The 22491-nt window shown below is 58.7% G+C and carries 23 protein-coding genes; 19 read left to right on the forward strand and 4 right to left on the reverse strand.

The window, feature by feature from the left end; genetic code table 11:
* Window positions 1-116 precede the first annotated feature (116 nt).
* From ade to J1W56_RS09915, 5 genes are all read left to right on the forward strand, one after another.
* Complete coding sequence (gene ade / locus J1W56_RS09895) at window positions 117-1931, forward strand: adenine deaminase (protein ID WP_223613108.1); 1815 nt, start codon at window positions 117-119, stop codon at window positions 1929-1931.
* Window positions 1928-3187 (forward strand): threonine ammonia-lyase IlvA, encoded by a 1260-nt coding sequence (ilvA, locus tag J1W56_RS09900; RefSeq protein ID WP_223613109.1) that lies wholly within the window; start codon window positions 1928-1930, stop codon window positions 3185-3187. The genes ade and ilvA overlap by 4 nt, the downstream gene beginning before the upstream one ends.
* 78 nt (window positions 3188-3265) lie before the next feature.
* Entirely contained in the window at window positions 3266-3511 is a 246-nt protein-coding gene (locus J1W56_RS09905) for an RDD family protein (RefSeq protein ID WP_223613110.1), read from the forward strand.
* Window positions 3512-3520: 9 nt separating this feature from the next.
* Window positions 3521-4069, forward strand: coding sequence for a DUF1697 domain-containing protein (locus J1W56_RS09910; protein WP_223613111.1), 549 nt, complete (start codon window positions 3521-3523; stop codon window positions 4067-4069).
* Window positions 4066-4602, forward strand: a complete 537-nt coding sequence (locus tag J1W56_RS09915; RefSeq protein ID WP_223613112.1) for a DUF1697 domain-containing protein — start codon at window positions 4066-4068, stop codon at window positions 4600-4602. The genes J1W56_RS09910 and J1W56_RS09915 overlap by 4 nt, the downstream gene beginning before the upstream one ends.
* On the opposite strand, the gene J1W56_RS09920 is transcribed toward J1W56_RS09915, so the two are convergent.
* A complete protein-coding gene (locus J1W56_RS09920; protein ID WP_223613113.1) occupies window positions 4570-5994 on the reverse strand; it encodes an aminotransferase-like domain-containing protein in 1425 nt (474 codons plus the stop codon). The two genes, J1W56_RS09915 and J1W56_RS09920, sit on opposite strands and share 33 nt — an antisense overlap.
* Window positions 5995-6146: 152 nt before the next feature.
* Between J1W56_RS09920 and J1W56_RS09925 the strand changes: the two genes are divergently transcribed.
* The 10 genes from J1W56_RS09925 (at window position 6147) to J1W56_RS09970 (ending at window position 15052) form a co-directional block, all read left to right on the forward strand.
* Entirely contained in the window at window positions 6147-7010 is an 864-nt protein-coding gene (locus J1W56_RS09925) for a DMT family transporter (protein WP_223613114.1), read from the forward strand.
* A 70-nt stretch (window positions 7011-7080) separates the two neighbouring features.
* Window positions 7081-7359, forward strand: a complete 279-nt coding sequence (locus J1W56_RS09930) for a type II toxin-antitoxin system RelE/ParE family toxin (RefSeq protein ID WP_223613115.1) — start codon at window positions 7081-7083, stop codon at window positions 7357-7359.
* Between the two features lie 13 nt (window positions 7360-7372).
* Window positions 7373-7663, forward strand: coding sequence for a HigA family addiction module antitoxin (locus tag J1W56_RS09935; RefSeq protein ID WP_223613116.1), 291 nt, complete (start codon window positions 7373-7375; stop codon window positions 7661-7663).
* A 141-nt stretch (window positions 7664-7804) separates the two neighbouring features.
* The gene (locus J1W56_RS09940) at window positions 7805-9001 is read left to right on the forward strand and encodes an HPP family protein (RefSeq protein ID WP_404928126.1); all 1197 of its coding nucleotides are present in this window, start codon (window positions 7805-7807) and stop codon (window positions 8999-9001) included.
* A 332-nt stretch (window positions 9002-9333) separates the two neighbouring features.
* On the forward strand, window positions 9334-10668 hold the full coding sequence (locus J1W56_RS09945; RefSeq protein ID WP_223613487.1) for a DEAD/DEAH box helicase: 1335 nt from the start codon (window positions 9334-9336) through the stop codon (window positions 10666-10668).
* A 190-nt stretch (window positions 10669-10858) separates the two neighbouring features.
* On the forward strand, window positions 10859-11893 hold the full coding sequence (locus J1W56_RS09950) for a cysteine synthase A (protein WP_223613118.1): 1035 nt from the start codon (window positions 10859-10861) through the stop codon (window positions 11891-11893).
* Entirely contained in the window at window positions 11893-12639 is a 747-nt protein-coding gene (locus tag J1W56_RS09955; protein WP_223613119.1) for an alanyl-tRNA editing protein, read from the forward strand. Before J1W56_RS09950 ends, J1W56_RS09955 begins: the two co-directional genes overlap by 1 nt.
* Before the next feature lie 2 nt (window positions 12640-12641).
* The gene (sseA, locus tag J1W56_RS09960; protein ID WP_223613120.1) at window positions 12642-13499 is read left to right on the forward strand and encodes a 3-mercaptopyruvate sulfurtransferase; all 858 of its coding nucleotides are present in this window, start codon (window positions 12642-12644) and stop codon (window positions 13497-13499) included.
* The gene (locus J1W56_RS09965; RefSeq protein WP_223613121.1) at window positions 13496-14032 is read left to right on the forward strand and encodes a GNAT family N-acetyltransferase; all 537 of its coding nucleotides are present in this window, start codon (window positions 13496-13498) and stop codon (window positions 14030-14032) included. The genes sseA and J1W56_RS09965 overlap by 4 nt, the downstream gene beginning before the upstream one ends.
* Before the next feature lie 528 nt (window positions 14033-14560).
* Window positions 14561-15052 carry a DUF1203 domain-containing protein gene (locus tag J1W56_RS09970; RefSeq protein ID WP_223613122.1) on the forward strand — a complete coding sequence of 164 codons (492 nt, stop codon included), beginning with the start codon at window positions 14561-14563 and terminating at the stop codon, window positions 15050-15052.
* A 58-nt stretch (window positions 15053-15110) separates the two neighbouring features.
* On the opposite strand, the gene ald is transcribed toward J1W56_RS09970, so the two are convergent.
* Window positions 15111-16226 carry an alanine dehydrogenase gene (gene ald, locus J1W56_RS09975; RefSeq protein WP_223613123.1) on the reverse strand — a complete coding sequence of 372 codons (1116 nt, stop codon included), beginning with the start codon at window positions 16224-16226 and terminating at the stop codon, window positions 15111-15113.
* A gap of 156 nt (window positions 16227-16382) precedes the next feature.
* On the opposite strand from ald, the gene J1W56_RS09980 reads away from it, so the two are divergent.
* The gene (locus tag J1W56_RS09980; RefSeq protein WP_223613124.1) at window positions 16383-16871 is read left to right on the forward strand and encodes an Lrp/AsnC family transcriptional regulator; all 489 of its coding nucleotides are present in this window, start codon (window positions 16383-16385) and stop codon (window positions 16869-16871) included.
* A gap of 95 nt (window positions 16872-16966) precedes the next feature.
* Window positions 16967-18943, forward strand: coding sequence for a bifunctional 2',3'-cyclic-nucleotide 2'-phosphodiesterase/3'-nucleotidase (locus J1W56_RS09985; protein ID WP_223613125.1), 1977 nt, complete (start codon window positions 16967-16969; stop codon window positions 18941-18943).
* On the opposite strand, the gene J1W56_RS09990 is transcribed toward J1W56_RS09985, so the two are convergent.
* Both J1W56_RS09990 and J1W56_RS09995 read right to left on the reverse strand, forming a co-directional pair.
* The gene (locus tag J1W56_RS09990; protein WP_223613126.1) at window positions 18933-19295 is read right to left on the reverse strand and encodes an MmcQ/YjbR family DNA-binding protein; all 363 of its coding nucleotides are present in this window, start codon (window positions 19293-19295) and stop codon (window positions 18933-18935) included. The genes J1W56_RS09985 and J1W56_RS09990 overlap by 11 nt on opposite strands.
* A complete protein-coding gene (locus J1W56_RS09995; protein WP_223613127.1) occupies window positions 19292-20554 on the reverse strand; it encodes an SAM-dependent methyltransferase in 1263 nt (420 codons plus the stop codon). The genes J1W56_RS09990 and J1W56_RS09995 overlap by 4 nt, the downstream gene beginning before the upstream one ends.
* A gap of 651 nt (window positions 20555-21205) precedes the next feature.
* Here J1W56_RS09995 and J1W56_RS10000 point away from each other — a divergent pair.
* Window positions 21206-21712, forward strand: coding sequence for a Csu type fimbrial protein (locus J1W56_RS10000; RefSeq protein ID WP_223613128.1), 507 nt, complete (start codon window positions 21206-21208; stop codon window positions 21710-21712).
* A gap of 24 nt (window positions 21713-21736) precedes the next feature.
* A complete protein-coding gene (locus J1W56_RS10005) occupies window positions 21737-22456 on the forward strand; it encodes a fimbrial biogenesis chaperone (protein WP_223613129.1) in 720 nt (239 codons plus the stop codon).
* Window positions 22457-22491: the final 35 nt, after the last annotated feature.

Below are 22491 nucleotides of genomic sequence, written 5' to 3' on the forward strand. Positions count from 1 at the left end.
ACGCCGTGCGGCGATTGCCCCAAGATTTCAGGTTTTTTTCAACGATTGCGCTGGAATCACGGTTGCAGGCGTCTTTTTCGTATATGGATTATATTCGTAATGAGTGAGGTGATGAGATGAGCAGACAGGCGAGAACCAGCAACAAGCCGCAGGCATGGATAGAAGCAGCGCCCTTGCTGGTGGATGTCGCCATGGGCCGCAGTCATGCCGATCTTGTCGTGCGCAACGGCCGCCTTGTCAGCGTGTATTCCGGCGAGATTATTGCGGGCATCGATATCGCCGTTGCTGCCGGACGGTTTGCCTTTGTCGGTCATGGTGCCGAACACTGCATCGGGCCCAAAACCAAGGTGATCGATGCGGGCGGCCGCTACCTCGTGCCGGGCCTGTGCGATGCGCATATGCATGTGGAAAGCGGGATGGTCACCGTCACCGAATTCACACGTGCCGTCATCCCGCATGGCACGACCTCCATGTTCATCGATCCGCATGAAATCGCCAATGTGCTTGGTCTGGAGGGCGTCCGGCTCATGCATGACGAGGCGCTGGCCATGCCGATCAACGTGCATGTGCAGATGCCGAGCTGTGTCCCGTCGGCGCCGGGGTTGGAAAATGCCGGTGCCGCCATCAGCCCGGCCGATGTGGCGGAAGCCATGACATGGCCGAACATTGTCGGGCTCGGCGAGGTGATGAATTTCCCCGGTGTCGCCAACAATGATGCGACCATGCGCGGCGGTATCGATGCGACGGTCAAGGCAGGCAAGACCGTGGGCGGGCATTTTGCCTCGCCGGAACTCGGCCGTGCCTTCCATGGCTATGTGGCAGGCGGGCCGGAGGACGATCACGAGGGCACGCGCATGGAAGATGCCATTGCCCGCGTGCGTCAGGGCATGCGCGCCATGCTGCGGCTTGGTTCAGCCTGGTATGATGTCGCAAGCCAGATCAAGGCGGTGACGGAGCAGGGGCTCGATCCGCGCAATTTCATCCTGTGCACCGACGACAGCCATTCCGGCACGCTGGTCAATGACGGTCACATGGACCGGGTGGTTCGCCACGCGATTGCGCAGGGGCTGAAGCCGGTGACGGCGATCCAGATGGCGACGCTCAACACCGCCCAGCATTTCCGGATGGAGCGCGAGATCGGGTCGATCACACCCGGCCGCCTTGCCGATTTCCTCATTGTTTCGGATCTCGCCAATCTGACCATCGACCGGGTCTATGGCCGCGGCGTGCTCCTGGCGGAAAAGGGCAAGCTTGCCGCCGACATTCCGGCCTATGACTATCCGGCTTTTGCCAAGAATACGATCAAGCTCGGCAAGAAACTCAATGCCAGGGATTTCGACATCAGGGCACCGAAACCCGGCAAGCAGGTGACGGCGCGGGTGATCGGCGTCATCGAGAACCAGGCACCGACAAAGGCGCTGGAGGCGGAACTGCCGGTATCCGACGGCATCGTGCAGATGGACCGGCGCAATGATGTGTGCCAGATCGCTCTGGTGGAGCGGCATCGCGGCACCGGAGCCGTGGTCAACGGCTTTGTCTCCGGCTTCGGTTATACGCTGGATTGCGCCATGGCGTCGACAGTTGCCCATGACAGCCACCACATGATCGTTGTCGGCACCAACAAGGATGACATGGCAAAAGCCGCCAACCGCCTCGGCGAAGTCGGCGGTGGCGTGGTGCTGTTCTCCAAGGGACGCGAGTTGGCGCTGGTCGAAATGCCGATTGCCGGACTGATGTCGGACCAGCGGGCGGAAGTTGTTGCAGCCAAGGCGGACAAGCTGGTGAATGCCATGCGCGCCATGGGATGCAGCCTGAACAACGCCTATATGCAGCACTCGCTGTTGGCGCTGGTGGTCATTCCCGAATTGCGTATTTCCGATGTCGGCATTATCGATGTCAGAACATTCGAGAAGGTTGACCTGTTCCTATGACTGCATTCATCAAGGCTGTGGACCGCGCGACGGAAAAAATGCGCGCGCTGTTCCCGGAAACACCGCTGCAACTCAATCATTATCTTTCGCAAAAATATGGCGCGCAGATCTGGCTGAAACGCGAGGATCTGTCGCCGGTGCGATCCTACAAGATTCGCGGTGCCTTCAATTTCATTGCGCACTACTTGAACGAGCATAAAACGGAAGATGCGACCTTTGTGTGCGCATCGGCAGGCAATCATGCGCAGGGTTTTGCCTTCATCTGCCGCCATTTCGGCAAGCATGGCGTGGTTTTCATGCCGGTGACAACCCCGCAGCAGAAGATCGACAAGACCCGGACGTTCGGCGGCGAGTTTATCGAAATCCGCCTCGTCGGCGACATTTTCGACCAGTGCTACGCGGCGGCGCAGGATTTTGCCGCCGACAACAGTGCGGTCATGGTGCCGCCTTTCGACCATACGGATATCATCACCGGGCAGGCGACGGTCGCGCACGAGATCGCGGCGCAGCTTCCCGACAAGCGCAAGCCGGACCTGATCATCCTGCCGGTGGGCGGCGGCGGACTTTCTGCCGGTGTGACGCGCTATCTCACCGATCTTGGCTGGGAAACCCGGTTCCGTTTTGTCGAGCCTGCCGGTGCGCCAAGTCTCAAGCGCAGTCTGGAAGCGGGAAAACGCGTCAAGCTCGATACGGTCGACAACTTTGTCGACGGCGCTGCCGTTGCGGAGATCGGCCGGGAAAACTTCAAGCTTCTCAAGGAGTTCACCGCGGATTCTGTGATGTTGATTCCGGAAAACCGCTTGAGTTCGACCATTATCGAAATGCTGAACATCGAAGGCATCGTTGTCGAACCCGCCGGGGCTCTCGCCATCGATGCCCTCAAGGATTTCAGGAAGAGCGACCTGAAGGGCAAGCGCATCATCCTGGTGATCTCAGGCAGCAATTTCGATTTCGAACGCCTGCCGGAACTGAAGGAACGTTCGCTGCGCTATGAGGGATTGAAGAAGTATTTCATCTTCCGTTTCCCGCAGCGTCCGGGTGCACTGCGGTCATTCCTCGATCTGCTCGGTCCGGAGGATGATGTGGCGCGCTTTGAGTATCTCAAGAAATCGGCCCGCAATTTCGGTTCGGTGCTGATCGGTATCGAAACCAAGAACAAGGCGAACTTCGACGCCTTGTTCAAGCGCTTTGACGAAGCGGGCTGGGCCTATCAGGACATCACCGAGAACGAAACGATCGCCGGTTTGATTATTTAAGCTACTTATAGTTGCAGTTCGTTTTATCGAATGTCAGACTATTCACTGGGGCGATAATCCAACGGGGTATGTTTTCAAATGACTGATATTCAACAGAAGCCAACATCGCATTGGCGCATCATTCTTGCTTTTATTCTTGATTTCATCACCGCCTTTGCCGTCCTCGGCTATGTCGTGGCGAGTTTTCTGGGTGGAAAGACCGAAAACGGCTTTTCTCTCAATGGATGGCCGGCGCTGGTCTTTTTCGCATTGATGATTGCCTATTTCGTTGTGGGAAAACGGGTCGGCGGGACGCTGTGGAAGCGCATTCTCGGCGTCAGGTAATAAGGCTGTATGGGGCGCAGAACGACCTACATCATTCTGTTTCGCGGCGTCGGCGGGGCAACATCGCTGCCGGTGCAGCCGTTGAAGGCCGCACTTCTCGCCGACGGTTTCGAGAAGGTGGCCACCTACATCAATACCGGTAACGTCGTTCTGGTTTCAGATCGGACGCCGAAGCAGATTATTGCAAGAGTCGCGGCTATCGCGTTGGAAAAATTTGCTTTTTCCAAATCCATCATGATCGTCAGCAAGACTGCATGGAAGAAGCTGATTGCGGGCAATCCGTTTCCTGACGACGAAGGCAACAAACTGCACGCCTATGTTCTGGAGAAGCATCCCGACCGGGAGGCCGTGGAAGCCCTGGAGCGGAAAAATGCCGGGCCGGAGCAGTTCGCCATCGATGGCATTGTGCTTTATTATTACCCGCCGCAGGGTGCCCCGGAATCGAAACTTTTCAGCAAGATCGAGACGACGCTCAAAGTCGCCGCGACAGCACGCAACTGGAACACGGTGCTGAAACTCGGGCAACTGGCGGAACAAATCGACAGGGGGGCAGAATGACGAAATATGTGGTGCTGTTCAGGGGGATCAATGTCGGTGGCAACAAGATCGTCAAAATGGAGACCTTGCGGACCGTCCTGGCCGTGGCGGGATTTGGCGATGTCAAAACCTACGTGCAGAGCGGCAATGTGATTTTATCGTCGGATCAGACCGCGCGTCGCGTCGCTGAGATCATCGGAGAAATCTTTCCGCGCACCTTCGGCTTTCCGTCGCGGGCAACGATCCGCACTGTGGACGAGTGGAACGCCATGGTGAGCAAGAACGCCTATCCGGCAGCGCTCGACAACCCGAAGAACCTGCATGTGGTGATCATGGACGACGATCCGACGGATGCGGCGCTGGTGGAGCTCGCCAGCCGGGCCGCTGCAACCGAGGAATTCACCGTGCGCAACAGGGTCCTCTATCTCTACACGCCCGATGGCTTCGGCAGGTCGAAAATGGCAGAGGCGCTCGACAAGGTACTGAAAGTACCGCTCACGGCGCGCAACTGGCGGACGGTTCTAACGCTGCAGAGCATGCTCGCGGCCATTTAGCGCTGTTTCCAGCACGCGCAGGATGCGCGGATCTGCGCATTGGGCGACGTTGAAGCGCATGTAATTGTTGGCCGACTGTGTCTGGCTGAACACGTTGCCGGGCGCAAAAACGATCTTTTCCCTCAGGCCTGCCTGAGCAATTTTTCCGGCGTCGATGCCTTCCGGCAGTTTGCACCAGAGAAACATGCCGCCGCGCGGTTCGATCCATGGCATCACGCCAAGCGCTTTGAGTTTGACGCTGGTTTCACCCATGCTGTGGGCGAGGCGAGCCCGCAGATGGTCCATATGCTTGCGATAGGTGCCATCCTTCAGCATCAGCAGAACGAGTTCCGACGACAGGCGTCCGCCGCCGAAGGAGGTGGCAATGCGCAGGTCGACCAGGCCGTCGATCCAGTCGCGGCGGGCGGCAATGAAGCCGCAGCGCACGGAGGCCGACAGGGATTTGGAAAAACTGCCCATGTGAATAACGCGCTCCAGCCCGTCAAAGGCGGCAAGACGCGGCGCTGGTTCATGTTCGAAATCGGCAAAAATATCGTCCTCGACGATGGTGAGGTCGTGCTGTTCCGCCAGCTTGAGCAGGCGGTGGGCGATGACGGGTGACAGCACCGCGCCGGTCGGATTGTGCAGGGCCGAGTTGGTGATGTAGAGGCGCGGGCGATGTTCTGCCAGGGCTTCGGCAAACCGCTCGAGGTCAGGTCCATGCGGCGTATAGGGAACGCTGACGATCTTGACCCGATGTGCCCGCAACAGGGCGTGGAAATTGAAATAGCAGGGGTCGTCAACAATGACCGCGTCACCCGGTCCGATGAGGGAGCGGCACAGGAGATCGATGGCCTGCGTGCCGGATTCGGTGATCATGATCTGGTCCGGGGCTGCCTCGATCCCATGTTCGGCCATGCGCCGCGACAGAAGCTGGCGCAGCGGCTTCAATCCCAGGGGTGTTGCATAGTCGGTCAACAGGGCGTCATCGGCGCGCGCCAGTGTCCGCAGCGCGCGGCGTACGCCAGCCTCCGGCATCCACGACGCCGGCAGCCAGCCGCATCCGGGTTTGGGCATGCCGTCATCGGCATCCAGCGACAGGCGTGAAACCCACAGGGGGTCGATGGCGTGATCAAGCCGCGGGCCGATCTCCGCCAGGGACAGCGGCGGCATATGCCCGGCAACATAAAAGCCGGAGCCGCGGCGCGACTGGATCGTGCCTTCAGCCGCAAGCCGGTCATAGGCTTCGACAATGGTGGATTTCGATACCTGCATCGTTGCGGCAAAGCCGCGGATCGAGGGCAGGCGCGCGCCGGGGCCAAGCGTACGCGCGGCAATCCGCTGACGAATGGCCTGCATCACTTGCTCGACAAGCGTCGCGTCACGTCCGGCAATTTCGGCTTTTTCATCCATCTGTACCGCTCAACATACCATGACAGTTTTTCTATATTGTACTGTACCGTCTCTGGAAAATCCATGGCCGTGAGCCGATACCCCAGAGCAATTTTGTCGGACCGGCATCGCGCTGTCCGGACAAGATGCTCCGGGCAAAACGAGGTGTACTGATGGACAAGATGACGAGCGGCTGGATCAACGGATTCGTCGGAATGGTGATTTTCAGCGGTTCGCTGCCCGCGACGCGCGTGGCGGTCGCCGATTTCGATCCGGTGTTCCTGACGGTCGCCCGTGCCACGATTGCCGCTTTGCTCGGACTGGCCATGCTGCTGGCATTTCGCGAGAAGCGGCCGGCCAAAGCGGATCTCATGTCATTGCTGGTGGTGGCGCTCGGTGTCGTCGTCGGCTTTCCCCTGCTGACGGCATTGGCCCTGCGCCATGTCACGTCAGCCCATTCCATCGTGTTCATCGGTCTTCTGCCATTGTCGACGGCGATCTTCGGCGTGCTGCGCGGCGGCGAACGTCCGCGCCCGGTTTTCTGGGTTTTTTCCTGTCTCGGCAGTCTGTGTGTTGTCGGTTTTGCGGTTTATCAGGGGGGCTCTGCCTCGCTGACCGGTGATCTCCTGATGTTCGCCGCCATCATTGTCTGCGGCCTTGGCTATGCGGAAGGCGCGCGGCTGTCGCGCAGGCTCGGCGGCTGGCAGGTTATCTCCTGGGCCCTTGTCGTGTCATTGCCCCTGATGCTGCCGCTGACACTCTACATCATGCCGCATGACTGGAACGCGATCGGGCAGGGTGCCTGGCTTGGCCTTGCTTATGTCTCGCTGTTTTCCATGCTGATCGGCTTCATCTTCTGGTATCGCGGCCTGGCGCAGGGCGGCATCGCCGCGGTGGGACAGCTGCAGCTGCTGCAGCCCTTCTTCGGGCTGGTTCTGGCAGCCACGCTGCTGCACGAGACCGTGGGCTGGTCGATGATCCTGGTGACGATGGCCGTTATCCTGTGCGTCGCCGGCGCAAAGCATTTCGCCCGGTAAACGCTGGGGCGAAGCGCAGGATTTCAACCGATCCTCTTGCAAAGTGTATCGTTACAGTTTACAAAAACCTATGATCTTGCGCTTTCGACACAAGGGACTGGAAACTTTCTACCGCACAGGATCGACGCGAGGTATACAACCGGCCCATGCGCCAAAGTTGTTGCGTGTTCTATACGCTCTCGAGAACGCTGTTCGCCCGGAAGAATTGAACTTGCCTGCTTACCGGCTGCACCCGCTAAAGGGCGCATTGAAAGGCCACTGGTCGATTTGGATCAATGGCAATTGGCGCGTGACATTCCGTTTTGATGGAAACGACGTGGAACTCGTGGATTATCTGGACTACCACTGAGAGGATGCTGCAAATGATCAAGACACCACCTCATCCCGGCGAATTGCTCCGCGAAGATGTCTTGGCACCGCTCGGCATGAACGTTACCGAGGCGGCGAGCCGGCTTGCCATTTCGCGCGTTACGCTTTCGCGCATTCTGAACGGAAAGGCTGGAATAAGCCCGGATCTTGCCGTTCGGCTGGAGCGGGCAGGTGTCAGTACAGCGCGCTTTTGGCTGACACTGCAGACCAGCTACGAACTCGCCAAGGCTCTGCAGCACGAGCAGCCTCCCGTCAAAGCCATTCAGGTGCCGGACGCTGCTTGACGGAATTCAGGCCCTGTCCAAGGTCTCACACCAGCCATCCCTGTTCATTTTTTCTGTTTTCCCGCCGTTTTCAAGAAAATCATTCTTTGCCAGCGCGCGTGACAGGCGGTATGCGCTGGGGCGCAACGTCGAGAACGCATGATGAAAGCAATCCTGTCCAATCTGAAGCGATTCCTGCCCGCACTGGCGCCGGTCAGCACCATGGAACGCCTGCGCGCCTGTTTCGGCGCTCTGCTGGGCGTCTTTGTCACCGGTGTCGTCAGCGAGCAGGCGCTGGGCGCGACAACGGCTGTGCCGCTGCTGATCGCGCCGATGGGCGCTTCGGCGGTTCTGCTGTTTGCCGTTCCCTCCAGCCCGCTGGCCCAACCCTGGTCAATCATCGTTGGCAATACCATCGCAGCGCTGATCGGCGTGACCTGCGCAATGTGGATTCCTGATCTCGTCATCGCCTCGGCGGTTGGCGTGTCCTTGGCAATCCTCGCCATGATCGCCACCCGTTCGCTGCATCCGCCAAGCGGAGCTGTCGCCCTGACGGCCGTTCTCGGCGGTCCTGTCGTGCACAATCTCGGTTATGGCTTTGTGCTGTGGCCGGTCGGGCTCAACTCGCTGCTTCTGCTGATTGCAGCCCTGGCCTATAACAATCTCACCGGCCGCCGCTATCCGCACGTCGTGCCCGTTCCGGCCGCCAATGTGCACAAGACGGCCGATCCGCTGCCGACGCGCCGCATCGGTTTTACCCCCGCAGACCTCGATACCGTGCTGCGGCAGTATGACGAAGTGCTCAACATCAGCCCGGATGATCTCGATGCCATCCTGCACAAGACCGAGATGCAGGCCTACCACAGGCGTTTTGGCGAGGTACATTGCGCGCAGATCATGTCCACCGACCTTGCCACGGTGAAAGCCGACACACCATTGCATCTCGCCTGGGCCCTGCTGGTCAAGCATCGCATCAAGGCATTGCCTGTCGTGAATGCCCACCGCAACATCATCGGCATCGTCACGCAGACCGACTTCATGGCAAATGCCAACTGGGATCGGGATGGCGATCTGCATATCGGTCTGGCACGCCGCCTGCGCCGCGCCGTCAAGCTGGATCGCCGGGCGCACCGCACGGTTGCCGATATCATGACGAGCGAGGTGCAGTTCGTCCGTCCGCAAACACTGGTGACGGACCTCGTGCCGGCCATGGCGGACCGGGGGCTGCATCATTTGCCTGTTGCCGACGACAATGACAAACTTGTCGGCATGGTCACCCAGTCCGATCTCATTGCCGCGCTCTACAGCGGCAACCTGACTGCCAGGCGCCCGGACGAGCCGCTGACTTTGGCTGGATGAATCGTTTCACCGAAAGCGCCATTTTGCGGCGCACAATAAAATCGTTTGCTTTTTTGCCCAAGAGGGCCCATATGCCAGTCAGGCGCTTGGACCGGACACTCCGGTCTTCCGATTGCGGACTTCGTGGCGTCTAAGACCTGCTGGCACACTGTCACAGGCACGGCTGCGCAAGTCGCATGGAACCGAAGGGTTCCCCGCGTCTCGTCGTTCATCCCGAATATGTTACATGCAGGTTGCGCCCTGTGATGTGTTTATGGCCCGTGATTCCCATCGCGTCTGGCCAATGAAAGAAGATTGAATTGGAAAATATTGAAAACACCGGCTTTGCCGCCATGGGTCTGAATGCCATCCTGCTGAAAGCAGTCGAGGCAGCTGGAATGGCTACTCCCAAGCCCATCCAGCAACAGGCTATCCCGGCACAGCTCGCCGGTCAGGACATTCTCGGCATCGCCCAGACGGGCTCCGGCAAGACGGCGGCGTTCAGCCTGCCGATCCTGCAGAAGATCCTGACCATCGGCGACAAGCGCAAGGGCAAGACCGCCCGTGCGCTTATCCTCGCTCCCACCCGTGAACTTGCCGTGCAGATCGAAGAAACGGTCCGCAAGCTCTCCAAGGGCGCGCATATTTCGACCGCGCTTGTGCTCGGCGGCGTGTCGCGCGTGGCGCAGATCAACAAGATGCAGGGCGGCGTTGACGTTCTCATCGCCACACCCGGCCGCCTGACCGATCTGGTGCGCGACAACCGCATTGACCTGTCGGAAACACGCTGGCTTGTGCTTGATGAGGCCGACCGCATGCTCGACATGGGTTTCATCAATGATGTGAAGCGCATTGCCAAGGGCACGCACAAGGACCGCCAGACCGCGCTGTTCTCCGCAACCATGCCGAAGGAAGTGGCGACGCTGGCTGAAAGCCTGCTGCGCAACCCGATCCGCGTGGAAGTGGCCCCGCAGGGCACCACCGCTGCCGAGATCAAGCAGGTCGTGCACATGATCCCGACCAAGCAGAAGAAGCAGGTCCTGTCGGCCATGCTGAAGGACGAAACGCTGTCTTCGGTCATCGTCTTCACCCGTACCAAGCATGGTGCCGATGCCGTCACCCGTGTTCTGGAGAAGGACGGCTATGATGTGGCTGCCATTCACGGCAACAAGTCGCAGAATGCCCGCCAGCGCGCCCTCAACGGTTTCAAGGACGGTTCGGTTCGCGTTCTGGTTGCCACCGACATTGCCGCGCGCGGCATCGATGTCGTCGGCATCAGCCACGTGATCAATTTCGACCTGCCGGATGAGCCGGAAAGCTATGTGCACCGTATCGGCCGCACCGGCCGCAACGGCGCATCGGGCAATGCGATCACCCTTTATGATCCGGCTGAAGAAGCATCCAAGTTCAAGGCCGTCGAGCGCGTCACACGCATGCGTCTGCCGCTTGCCGATTCGCCGATTGATCTGTCGAGCCTGCCGGCACGTGTTGCCAGCAATGATCAGCGTCCGGCACGCCGCGAAGGCGGCAATGGCGCACCGGCCAAGAAGCCGCATCGCGGTCAGGCACCCGGCAAGCCACGCGAACCGCGCGGCGAAAAGGTCTGGAGCAATGATGGCGGCGCTCCAGCGCAGAAACGCCCGATGCGCCGCAACAAGCGCAAGAGCTTCGGCGCCAAGGCAGCCTAAACCTCGCGACAAAGAATCAATCAGGCCGCCGGTACGATGTACCGGCGGCCTCTTTGTTGGCATCGGCTTGCCGTGATGCGGCAATGCCGGGAAATAAAGACCTGCATTTGCATGACTTTCTGCCATTCGGTGCTTGAATGGTGTGCTGCGGGCAAATAGGTTCAGGCCAAGCAGAATGAGGACTTGGCCCATGTTGAATTCAGTGATCGACGCCATCGGCAACACGCCGCTTATCCGCCTGAGCAAGGCATCGGCTTTGACCGAGTGCGATATTTACGGCAAGGCCGAATTTCTGAACCCGGGACAGTCGGTCAAGGACAGGGCGGCGCTCTATATCATCCGCGATGCGGAAAATCGCGGCCTGCTGCGTCCAGGCGGCGTCATCGTCGAGGGCACGGCGGGCAATACGGGCATCGGCCTGACCATGGTCGCCAAGACCCTGGGCTACCGCACAGTCATCGTTATCCCGGAGACACAAAGCCAGGAAAAGAAGGACGCCCTGCGGTTGCTCGGGGCTGAACTGGTCGAGGTTCCCGCTGTTCCTTACAGGAACCCCGACAATTATGTGAAAGTCTCCGGCCGCCTTGCCGAACAGATGGCAAAGACCGAGCCGAATGGTGCGGTCTGGGCCAACCAGTTCGACAATGTTGCCAATCGTTTGGCGCATGTGGAAACGACTGCGCCGGAAATCTGGCGCGATACCAATGGCAAGGTCGACGGCTTCATCTGCGCCGTTGGTTCCGGCGGAACCCTCGCGGGAACGGCAGCCGGGCTCAAGGCGCGCAACAAGGACATCAAGATCGGTCTTGCCGATCCGCTGGGGGCAGCGCTTTATTCCTACTACACATCGGGCGAGTTCAAGGCCGAAGGCAGTTCGATCACCGAAGGTATCGGGCAGGGCCGCGTGACCGCCAATCTGGAAGGTTTTACCCCCGACTTTTCCTATCAGATACCCGATGCGGACGCGCTGGATGTGGTGTTTGATCTGGTGACGGAAGAGGGGCTTTGCCTGGGCGGTTCGTCCGGAATCAATATTGCCGGTGCTATCCGTCTGGCGCGCGATCTTGGTCCGGGCCACACCATCGTCACGATCCTTTGCGACTACGGCAATCGCTACCAGTCAAAAATGTTCAATCCTGAATTCCTGCGTTCCAAAGATCTGCCGGTACCGCGCTGGATGGAAGCGAAGACGGCCATATCCGTTCCGTTTGAAGGCAATCACTGATGGCATACGATACGACGATACTCTTCCGCGACGATTCCTATCTGAAGGAAATCGAGGCGACTGTCCTCGCCATCAATGAGCGCGGCGGCATTCTCACGGATCAGACGATTTTCTATGCAACCTCCGGCGGGCAGCCCGGCGATACCGGCGTGTTCGTGCGGGCCGATGGCAGTACGATTGCCATTGCCGCGACGGTGACGGGCGAAAGCAAGGAAGAAATCATCCACGTGCCGGCGCCGGAGCAGCCGGTGCCTGCCATCGGCGAAAAGCTCGTCCTGCGTATCGACTGGGACCGGCGTTACAAGCTCATGCGCATGCACGCCGCCTGCCATCTGCTCAGCGTTGTCTGCCCGTTTCCGATCACCGGCGCTTCCGTTGCCGAGGATGACAGCCGGGTTGACTTCGACCTGCCGGATGCCGGGGTGACCAAGGAGGACGTGACGAAAAAGCTGATTGAACTGGTCAATGCCAACCATCCGATTTTTACACGCTGGATTACCGATGAAGAGTTGGCGGCCAATCCGGGCCTGATCAAGTCGAAGAACGTGCGCCCGCCGACGGGCACCGGGCGCATCCGCCTTGTCTGCATCGGCAAGGATGCATCCATCGACTCACAGCCCTGCGGCGGAACGCATGTGGCAACAACAGGCGAAGTCGGCGTGATCCATATCGGAAAAATAGAAAAGAAGGGCAAGGAAAACCGGCGGTTCCGTATCCGCTTCGGTGCCTCGCCGGAAGGAGAATGACCGTGGCTGACAAAAGCGTTTTTGTAGTTTCACCCGACTGGTTGCAGGAGCGGTTGGGACAGCCGGGCCTGAGCATTCTCGATGCGTCGTGGTATTTCCCGTTTCTCAACCGCGACGCGGAGGGCGAATACAAGACCGCGCATATTCCTGGCGCGGTGTTCTTCGATCATGAAAAACTGTCCGATCCGGAATCATCCCTGCCACACACGTTGCCGAAGCCGGAAGCTTTCGCGGCGGCGGTCAGCAGCATGGGCATCACCAACAGCGATACGATCGTCGTCTATGACGGGCCCGGCATGAACACGTCACCGCGCGTCTGGTGGATGCTGCGCGTCATGGGCGCAAAGAATGTCTTTGTCCTGGATGGCGGCTTCGATAACTGGAAGAAGGATGGCCGGCCGGTCACCAGCGGCGTCACAAAGATCGCGCCATCGGCTTTCATCGCGGATTTTCAGGCGGACAAGGTGGCGAGTTTTGCCGACATGCGCACAATCGTCGATGCGGGATCGCGCCAGATTGCCGATGCGCGGGCGGCAGGCCGTTTTGTCGGCACGGACCCGGAGCCGCGCGCAGGGCTTCGCTCCGGCCATATGCCGGGTGCGCGCAATGTGCCGTCCTCGACATTGGCGGACAAGGGTTATCTGAAGGATATCGCCGGTCTGCAGCAGGTTCTGGATGATGCGGGCGTCGATCTTTCCCGTCCCATTGTCACCAGCTGCGGCTCAGGCATCACGGCCGCCGTGATCACGCTGGCGCTTGAATCCCTCGGGCACAAGGACAATATCCTCTACGACGGATCGTGGAGCGAGTGGGGTGCACACAAGGATACGCCGGTTGCAACCGGCGAAGCAGAGCAATGACCGAGGCCGCAAAACCCAAAATACTGAAGACGCGCGTGACCCTGCTGGAAATGACCAACCGGCCGGTCTATTCCATTCCGACGCCTGCCAGCTTCAAACTGGCGATCATGTCGGCCAAGCGGATATCCCTGCCGTTTTATCGCTTTCTCTACGAGCAGGTCGGCAAACCGCATCACTGGTTTGTGCACCGGAACCTCAGCGATGAAGCGTTGGCTGCTGCCATTCACCGGGATTCGGTTGAAATCCACGTGCTTTATGTGGATGGCTCGCCTGCCGGCTTTTTTGAGCTGGTGCTCAATCAGGAGCCGGGTGTGGCGGAAATCCTTTATTTCGGCCTTGTGCCGGAGTTTCAGGGGCGAGGTCTTGCAAAATTCTTCCTGAGCGAAGCCATCGTCACGGCGTGGATGAGCAGCCCGGAAAAGGTCATCATCGAGACCAACACGCTCGACAGTCCGCGTGCCCTGCAAATGTATCAGCGTATGGGGTTCAATCCCGTCGGCTTCGCCGATGCGGAAATCGAGGCCTGGCTTTAGGATTTTTATATAGAAACAGAATCGGCGCCGTATAAGTAAAATTCACTTCGGAAACCATTTCCAAGCTCATTCTCTGCTTACGAATATTCTTAACTACAATCCCGATTGCTCGATTGGTCGCTCGCCCACGGTCAAAGTTATTTCTGGTCCCTCTCACGGCGGCGTGCAGCTCAAGAATGTTGCGGGCATGTTGCCAAAAGGGCCGGAGAACGCACCGAACCAATGTCATTCGCGCCGCATAGCGGCCGTTGCCTCCTATTACACGCCGGCACCAGGATTTGTTGGCAGCGATAAGGTGACCATTTCCGCCCAGTTGGCAGGTCAACCGCAGAACTTTGACTTCTTCACTTTCAACATCACTGTCACACAATAGTCCGCAGGGCGGCGATGCTTCCCGGCTCGCCAGCCGATGCCAAGCGTGTGCCTGCCGCAGGCGGGATGGCAACTGGTGAGGGCTGAGAGCGGCAGGAATCGGGTGGTTCGCATGCGGGTTTGGGTGTTTGCTTCGGGTCAACGAAGGAGGTTCCCATGAGCACGATCCGCTTTATTGCAATGCCGACGACACTGGCCCGCCACTATCAGGCGGGTGGTGCGGATGCGAACGGCCAGACGCCGGAGACGCATGTTTCCGATGGCGACGGCACGCCGTGCCGCCACTGCCTGCAGAATGTGAAAGCTGGCGACAAATATCTCATCCTGTCGCACCGGCCGTTCCCTGCACCGCAGCCCTACGCGGAGACGGGGCCGATCTTCCTGCATGCGGAAGCATGCGAACGCTATGCGGAGACAGCGGATATGCCTGACATGTTCCGCAAGACGCGCGACTACATCCTGCGCGGTTATTCCCGTCAGGACCGGATTGTCTACGGCACCGGCGGCGTGATCCCCACCGATACTATTCCCGCGCGGGCGGCTGAACTGCTTCAGCGCGATGACGTGGCCTATGTGCACATGCGGTCGGCAAGGAACAATTGCTTCCAGTGCCGCATCGAGATGCACGAAGCCGACTGGGTTGTCTGATAATTGCTCAAGACAAAGCCCGGGCAAAACCCGGGCTTTTCTTTGTGCGATGCCAGCTTCAGGCCGCGAGAACGGCCTTGGCTTCCACCATTTCGAGGCCAAGCGCTTCGGCGACGGCCTGGTTGGTGATGCGGCCCTTGTGAACGTTCAGACCGTTGCGCAGATGCGGATTGTCCACCAGTGCCTTGACGCCGCGGTCTGCGAGCTGCAGGCCATATTGCAGTGTGGCGTTGTTCAGCGCATGCGCCGAGGTGACCGGGACTGCGCCCGGCATGTTAGCCACGCAATAATGGATGATGCCGTCGACTTCGTAGGTCGGCTCGGAATGCGTCGTGGCGTGCGATGTTTCGAAGCAGCCGCCCTGATCGATGGCGACATCGACGATCACCGCGCCCTTTTTCATGCCGGACAGCATTTCGCGGGTGACCAGCTTCGGGGCCGCAGCGCCGGGGATGAGGACCGCGCCCACCACGATATCGGCGGAGAACACTTCCTCGTCGAGCGCCTCGATGGTGGAATAGCGGGTGTGGATGCGGCCATGGAACAGATCGTCGAGCTGGCGCAGGCGCGGGATCGAGCGATCGAGAATGGTTACGTCGGCGCCGAGACCGGCAGCCATCTGTGCCGCATTGATGCCGACAACACCGCCGCCGATGATGGTGACCTTGCCGGGCAGAACGCCGGGCACGCCGCCGAGCAGCACGCCGCGTCCGCCATTGGCCTTCTGCAGCGCGGTGGCGCCCGCCTGAATGGCAAGACGTCCGGCCACTTCCGACATGGGCGCGAGCAGCGGCAGGCCGCCGCGATCATCCGTGACGGTTTCATAGGCAATGGCCGTGACGCCGGAAGCCAGCAGGCCTTTGGTCTGTTCGGGATCGGGAGCGAGGTGGAGATAGGTGTAGAGGAGCTGGCCTTCGCGCAGCTGCGCCCATTCGGACGGCTGGGGCTCCTTCACTTTCACAATCATGTCCGATTGCTGAAAGACTTCTTCGGCTGTTTTGACGATCTTGGCGCCAGCCGCCTGATAGGCTCCGTCGTCGGCGCCTATTCCTGCTCCAGCTCCGGACTGGATAATGACCGTATGGCCGTGGGCGATGTATTCGCGTACGGCCCCCGGAGTGAGACCGACGCGATATTCATGGTTTTTGATTTCTTTCGGGCAGCCTACACGCATTTGCGCCTCCTCTAGAGTCTGTTCAAAGTTCCCGTTTGTGCGGTGCGTATGACATCATGAATCGCTTCGCATGTCCTTGCTAAGCAATATCGACGGCATGCAATTTTTCGAATATTCTTGCGCCAAATTGGTTCTTTGTCGAAGAAAGATCGAACAATGTCGCTGGACAGGATTGATATCGCTATCCTTGATTGCCTGCAAAAGGATGGCCGCATGTCGAATGCAACGCTGGCGGAAAAGGTCGGGCTGTCACAGTCCGCCTGTTCACGCCGCTTGGATATTCTGGAGAAGACGGGTGTCATCCGTGGCTACCATGCGCGTCTCTCCAACAAGATGCTCGGTCACCCGGTTACGGTGATCGTCAATATATCCCTCTCGGGCCAGGCCGACAAACAATTGCGCGAATTCGAAACGGCTGTTCGCCGCTGCCCCAATGTGCTGGTCTGCTACCTCATGTCGGGCGAGTACGATTATCTCCTGCGCATTGCGGCCAAGGATCTCGAGGATTACGAACGGATCCACAAGTTCTGGCTTTCGGCGATGCCGCACGTCACCAAGATCAATTCATCCTTTGCCTTGCGGGAGGTGGCGGACCGCACGGGTCTCGGTGTCGAGACCGCGCTCATTGAAATCGCCGGAAGCTGATTGCTGACCGCGAAAGGCCGTGACAAACTCATCATAATTCGGTGATCCTCGCCGGCTAAAAAGCCGCTCATCATCCCTTGCCCTGGAGCCTCGTCATGCAAGAATCGTCATCCGCTCTCACCCGCCGTTCCTTCCTGGCAAGCACGGCCGCAGCCGGGGCGGTGGCTATCCTGCACCCGTTTTCGGCCATGGCAGCGGCTTCGCAGGCGCATCTGCGCATCGTGGCGACCACCGATCTGCATGTGAATGTCTACCCCTATGACTACTACGCCGACAAGGCGAACGACACGATGGGGCTCGCCCGCACGGCATCGATCATCGCAAAAATCCGCGCCGAATCGACCAATTCGATTGTCGTGGACAATGGCGATTTCCTGCAGGGCAATCCGATGGGGGATTACATCGCCTACGAGAAGGGCATGAAGGCAGGCGACGTCCATCCGATCATCAAGGCGATGAATACCATCGGCTATGAAGTGGGAACGCTGGGCAATCACGAGTTCAATTATGGTCTCGATTACATGGACAAGGTTCTGGCGGGGGCCGGATATCCCTATGTCTGCGCCAATCTGGTCAAGGGCGAACTGGCGGCAACGCCAACTGACGATCCGCTCTACATCAAGCCTTACCTGATCAAGCAGTACGAGATTGCCGACGGCACCGGGCAGAAACTGCCTGTGAAGGTCGGGTTTATCGGCTTTGTTCCTCCGCAGATCACGCTGTGGGATGCGCAGAACCTCAAGGGCAAGGTTGTGACGCGCGATATCGTTGAGGCCGCCAAAGCCTGGGTGCCGAAGATGAAGGCCGAGGGCGCCGATATCATCGTTGCGCTGTCGCATTCCGGCATTGCGGCGGGGCAGAGCAGCGGCATGGAAAATGCCTCGCTCTATGTGGCGGGCGTTGACGGCATCGATGCCGTCGTCACCGGGCACCAGCATCTGGTTTTCCCTGATCCGAAGGACTTTGCCGGTATTGAGGGCGTCGACGTCAAGAAGGGGACGCTGCAGGGCAAGCCTGCCGTCATGGCCGGTTTCTGGGGCTCGCATATGGGGCTGATCGATCTTCTGCTCGAGCGTGATGGCGACAAATGGAAAGTTGCCGATTTCACCACCGAGGCGCGCCCGATCTACGAGCGTGTTGAAAAGGCGGTCAAGCCGCTGGTCGAAAGCCGTCCGGACGTTCTGGAAGCCGCGAAGGTAGACCATGAGGCAACGCTCGCCTATGTCCGCCGTCCGGTGGGCAAGACGTCCGCACCGCTTTATTCCTATTTCGCCCTGGTCGCCGATGATCCGTCCGTGCAGATCGTCTCCAATGCGCAGACCTGGTACATCAAGGACATGCTGAAGGACACGCAGTGGAAGGATTGGCCGGTGCTGTCCGCCGCCGCACCCTTCAAGGCGGGCGGCCGCGGCGGTGCCGACTATTATACGGATGTGCCGGCCGGCGATATCGCCATCAAGAATGTCTCGGATCTCTATCTCTATCCCAACACGGTGCGTGCGGTTGCCATCACCGGGGCGGATGTGAAGGAATGGCTGGAAATGTCATCGGGCATTTTCAAGACCATCGAGCCGGGCAAGCCGGACCAGCCGCTGATCGACACCAGTTTCCCTTCTTACAATTTCGACGTCATCGACGGCGTGTCCTATCAGATCGACCTGTCGCAACCGGCGAAATATGGCGCGAAGGGTGAACTCGCCCATGCGCAGAGCAACCGCATCGTCAACCTGACCTTTGATGGAAAACCGATTGATCCGGCGCAGAAATTTGTCGTGGTGACGAATAACTACCGGGCAGGGGGCGGCGGCAATTTCCCCGGCATCAACGAGAGCAAGGTCATCTTCGTTGCGCCTGACACCAATCGCGACGTGATCGTGCGCTACATCATCGACCAGAAAACCATCAACCCGTCGGCGGACGACAACTGGAAATTTGCTCCGGTAAAGGGTGCCTCAGTGGTGTTCGAATCCGGTCCGAAGGGCAAGAATTTCCTCGCCGATGTGAAAGCCGTGAAAATCGAGGACGCGGGCGACGGGGAAAATGGTTTCACCCGCTACCGCATCACGCTGTAGATTCGACGAGCCTTTTGAGCTTGGCTGGCGCTTTTGCCAGCCAGGCGAGCCGGATGCGGTGCGCAAGTTCCGCATCGGAAATGGTATCGAGATGGATCAGAATATAGGGCCAGCCCTTGTAGTGATCGGTCTCGAAATAGATGTTCGGCGCGCTTTCCATCAGGAGCGGCTTTTCCTCCAGCGGACAATGGATGGCGAATGTGTCCACATCCCGGAGCCGCCCCAGGAACGCATTCCTGGCTTTCAGCGACGGTGTGCCGTGGTGGGTGCCCTGGGTCAGTTCCGGCAGGTGCAACGCATCCGCCAGCGCCCAGATGCGCTCGAAAATTTCATTGAGCGAGATCTCTGTCATGATCTGTAAAACACCTGTCGTACGTCGATATATTCCGATCTGAAACCCGCTTCGCAATAGAAGAGGTAAAACTCCCATAGCTTTTTGAAGCGGACGTCGAAGCCAAGATGCTTGAGTTTGTCCCATGAGTCCCAGAAGCGCGCGCGCCATTCGGCCAGCGTGCGGGCATAATCCTGCGGAAAGATGGTCTCGCGATAGAGGTTGAGGCCGAAATCCTTGCCAAGCGTCTTCAAACGGGCCGGTGTCGGCAGCATGCCGCCGGGAAATACATAGCGCTGAATGAAATCGGGACGCTTGCGATAACGTTCGAACGAGTTCTCGTTGATCGTGATGATCTGCATGCCGGCACTGCCGCCGGGGGCGAGGCATTCCTTGATCTTGCCGAAAAATACCGGCCAGTATTTCTCGCCGACGGCCTCGAACATTTCGATCGAGGCGATATGATCGTATTGGCCGGTCTCGTCGCGGTAGTCCTGGAACTTGATTTCAACCCGGTCGGAAAGTCCGGCCTTGCGCATCCGTTCCGTCGCAAAATCGAACTGTTCGCGGCTGATGGTCAGACCAGTGACGCGGGCGCCGATCTCGCGCGCCGCAAACTCGGCAAAACCGCCCCAGCCGCAGCCGATCTCGAGCACTCTGCTGTCCCTGGTAATGCCGATATTGCGGGCAAGCGCGCGATATTTCGCGGTCTGCCCGCTTTCAAGGTCATTGGCGCCTTCGGCAAACAATGCGGAGGAATAGGTCATCGTCGGGTCCAGCCATTCGCGATAGAAGGCGTTGCCGAGATCATAGTGGGCCGAGATGTTCTTGCGGGAGCGCGAGCGCGTGTTCTCGTTCAGCCAGTGACGCAATCTCTGCACGGTGTTGGCGAACCAGTTCGCTCCGCCGGCAATGTGTTCGCCGATCTGCTGGTTGATGACAAACAGCTCGAGGAACGTGGTCACATCGGGGCTTTCCCAGTCGCCGTCCATATAGGACTCCGCCACGCCGATCGTCCCGGCCGAAAAGGCCCGGCGCGGCAAATTCCAGTTGTGCAGCACCAATGCCGCATCGGGACCGGAGCCTTTGCCGCCCACCTTGAACACCCGTTGGTCGGGGGTGGTGATGGTCAGCGTGCCGCGGGGGAGATGCGCTGCGGCTCTCAGAGCGGCCTGAACCTTCAAAGGCAGGCCCTTCAGCGCTGCGCCGACATTTTCGGGTGTCAGCCATTTCAGCTGTGCCAGAGAATCGGATGACGTGGGTATTCCTTGCTGTGCCATGTCGCGGTCTTTCATGCTTCCGGCGCAATCTTTGCCGCCAAAAAACAAATGTTCAAGAGCAATTCATCACGATGCAGTATAGCGCTGCAATTGGGCGGCGAAACGGAGGTTTACGCCGACGCACCGCATTGCCGGGGATGGATCATTTCAGCCGGTGAACTGCGACAGCAGTAGAACATTCGTGTTCATCTGGACCACCAAAAGTAAATTTCCGAGTAATTTTGATTCTCTTGATTTCACCGTCAAGACAATCATTTCGCGATGCGCGAACGCATTGATGACGCGGGAAATGAAAATATCATGACGTTTATGTTGCAGAATATATCATGTACATTTGTTGCTTGCTGTATTCATAAGAAATTACTTCGATAGTAAAATAAAATGCAATAGACGGAAATATGTAATTTTATCAATGAATAAACCTAATCTTTTGATGTAACGTAAATTCACACTTTCTTGGAAGCAATGTGTCGCTTTTTGCGTGATAGTACAAATTGCGACAGATTCTGCGAAAGATGAGCAATATTACCGACTGTTCGATAAGTTCTTTTAAAGATGTAATACTTAAGTATTATGGGGTGGAGAGCTACTGAGTCATTTATAGAGAATCGGAGGTGCTTGTCAGCGGCAAGCAAACCTTGAGGAGGATGAATGAGTTTCGGATATTCTGTACGCAGTTTCACGACAGTCGGGCTGGCCGCTTTGCTTGGCCTTTCCAGTCCGGCATTGGCCGCCACGGCCACCGGCAGTTTCACGGTTCAAATCACCATTCAAGCGTCCTGTGTTTTTGTCAGCGCCACGTCATTGACCTTCACCGCCGTGGGTGTGATTGCGGCGAATGACGATGCAACGAGCACACTTTCGGTGCAATGCACCAACACGACCCCCTATAATATCGGGTTGAGTGCCGGAACGGGCACCGGTGCGACGGTCGCTTCGCGCAAGATGACGGGACCGGCTGGCGCGCTGGTGAACTATACCCTCTATTCCGATACCAACAGAACCACCGTGTGGGGGCAGACCATCGGTACCGATACGGTTTCAGCCTCGGGTACCGGCGCGGCGCAATCCTACACGGTATACGGGCGGGTTCCCGTCCAGACAACGCCAGCGCCCGGCGCCTACACCGACACGATCACGGTGACCGTCACTTACTGAGAATAACATACGGAGGTGAACAGGATGCGATCCATGCTTAAAGGCATTGGAGCGATGGGGCTCTTTATGCTGCTTTACGGTAACGCCACAGCAGCTTCGCTGCGTGTGGCCCCGACTAATCTGGAAATGATAGCGCCGGGAAGCGCAGCCGTGCTGACGCTGACGAACGAGGCAAAGCGGCCGATCAACGTGCAGATCCGAGTCTTTCGCTGGACGCAGACAAATGGCGTCGAGCAGCTCGAACCCACTAACGATGTGGTTGTCAGTCCGCCATCGACGGCTTTGTCCGCCAACAAGGATTATCTCGTTCGGGTTATCCGGGTCAGTAAAAAGCCGGTCACGCGGGAAGAAAGTTACCGGGTCATCGTGGATGAATTGCCCGATCCTGCCCGCCGCAAGTCCGGCACGGTCACTCTGGTCGTACGCTATTCCATTCCCGTGTTCTTCAAGGGACCCGATGCTTCCGCGCCCAAAGTGGCCTGGACAATCAAGCGCTCCGGCAACGGGCTTGTCCTTGCCGCCCGCAACAATGGCGATACGCGATTGCGCCTCTCTGAGCTGCAATTGATCCAAAACGGCCGTGAAATTGCGACGAGGAAGGGGTTGGTTGGTTATGTCCTGGGCGGCGCTTCCATGGAATGGCCGGTTGGCGGCGGTAAGTCCGTGTCATCCGGTGCTGTTTCCATGAAGGCGCAAAGCGATTCTGGACCGCTTGATGTCAACGTTGCGGTCAGCGGCCGCTAGTCTTGTTGTGGCACTCTGCATAGACCCGTGTATTC

Origin of the sequence: Phyllobacterium calauticae, from assembly GCF_019991125.1 — a bacterium.
In the GTDB taxonomy this organism is placed as follows: Bacteria; Pseudomonadota; Alphaproteobacteria; order Rhizobiales; family Rhizobiaceae; genus Phyllobacterium; species Phyllobacterium calauticae.